At 43.3% G+C, this 841-nt stretch carries 1 protein-coding gene; it reads left to right on the top strand.

Annotated elements, in window-relative coordinates:
- Positions 1-238 precede the first annotated feature (238 nt).
- Positions 239-841, top strand: a 603-nt coding sequence (locus tag HMPREF9446_RS12400; protein WP_009126022.1) for an ATP-binding protein, incomplete at its 3' end; no start/stop codon positions are given.

Raw genomic sequence — 841 nt, 5'->3', positions numbered from 1 at the left:
CGGATGAGGACGTACACTATATTGTGGAAGAGATGAAGGAGTGCATATTATAGAATCTGTATAGTATTCGGTATTATAATTTGTTGCTATGCTTGGATACTTACGCTGGAACCACTTATTTGAGTAAGTGGTTCCAGCGTTTTTTATTTATACAGGCCGCTACTTCTTTGGACAGAAGTTATATTCCTTTGAATAAAAGACGTATATTTGCATACGTCTTCTAAAAAACAAGGTGGAAATGGAACAGATGCGTAAATTGCCTATCGGCATACAGACTTTTGAGGAAATACGTAAAGACAACTATCTTTATGTAGATAAGACTGCCATGATTTATCAGATTGCGAATACCGGCAAGCCTTATTTTCTGAGTCGTCCGCGCCGCTTTGGCAAAAGTTTGCTCCTTTCTACTTTTGAAGCTTACTTTCAAGGACGTAAAGACTTGTTTGAAGGGCTTGCCATAGAGAAGTTAGAAACCCGGTGGGAGCAGTATCCTGTGCTGCATTTGGACTTGAATGCAGAAAAATATGACACAAAAGAAGCTCTGGAACAGATGCTTTCACGCAGCCTTAGCCTTTGGGAAGAACGTTGGGGCAGTGATGTGGCGGAAATTTCTCTTTCCGCACGTTTTTCCGGGATTATCCGACGTGCTTATGAACGTACAGGCAAGCAGGCGGTCGTCTTGATTGATGAATATGACAAGCCTTTGCTCCAGGCCATCCTCGATGAGTCGCTTCTGGATGAATACCGCCGGATCTTGAAAGCCTTTTATGGCGTGCTGAAAAGTTCCGACCGCTATCTGCGTTTTGTGTTCCAGACGGGTACTCCCACCTATCTGGTGGAT

The organism is Bacteroides fluxus YIT 12057 (assembly GCF_000195635.1).
Classification (GTDB): Bacteria; Bacteroidota; Bacteroidia; order Bacteroidales; family Bacteroidaceae; genus Bacteroides; species Bacteroides fluxus.
The sequence above is the reverse complement of the archived record's forward strand: the minus strand, read 5'-3'. Positions and strand labels throughout refer to the sequence as shown.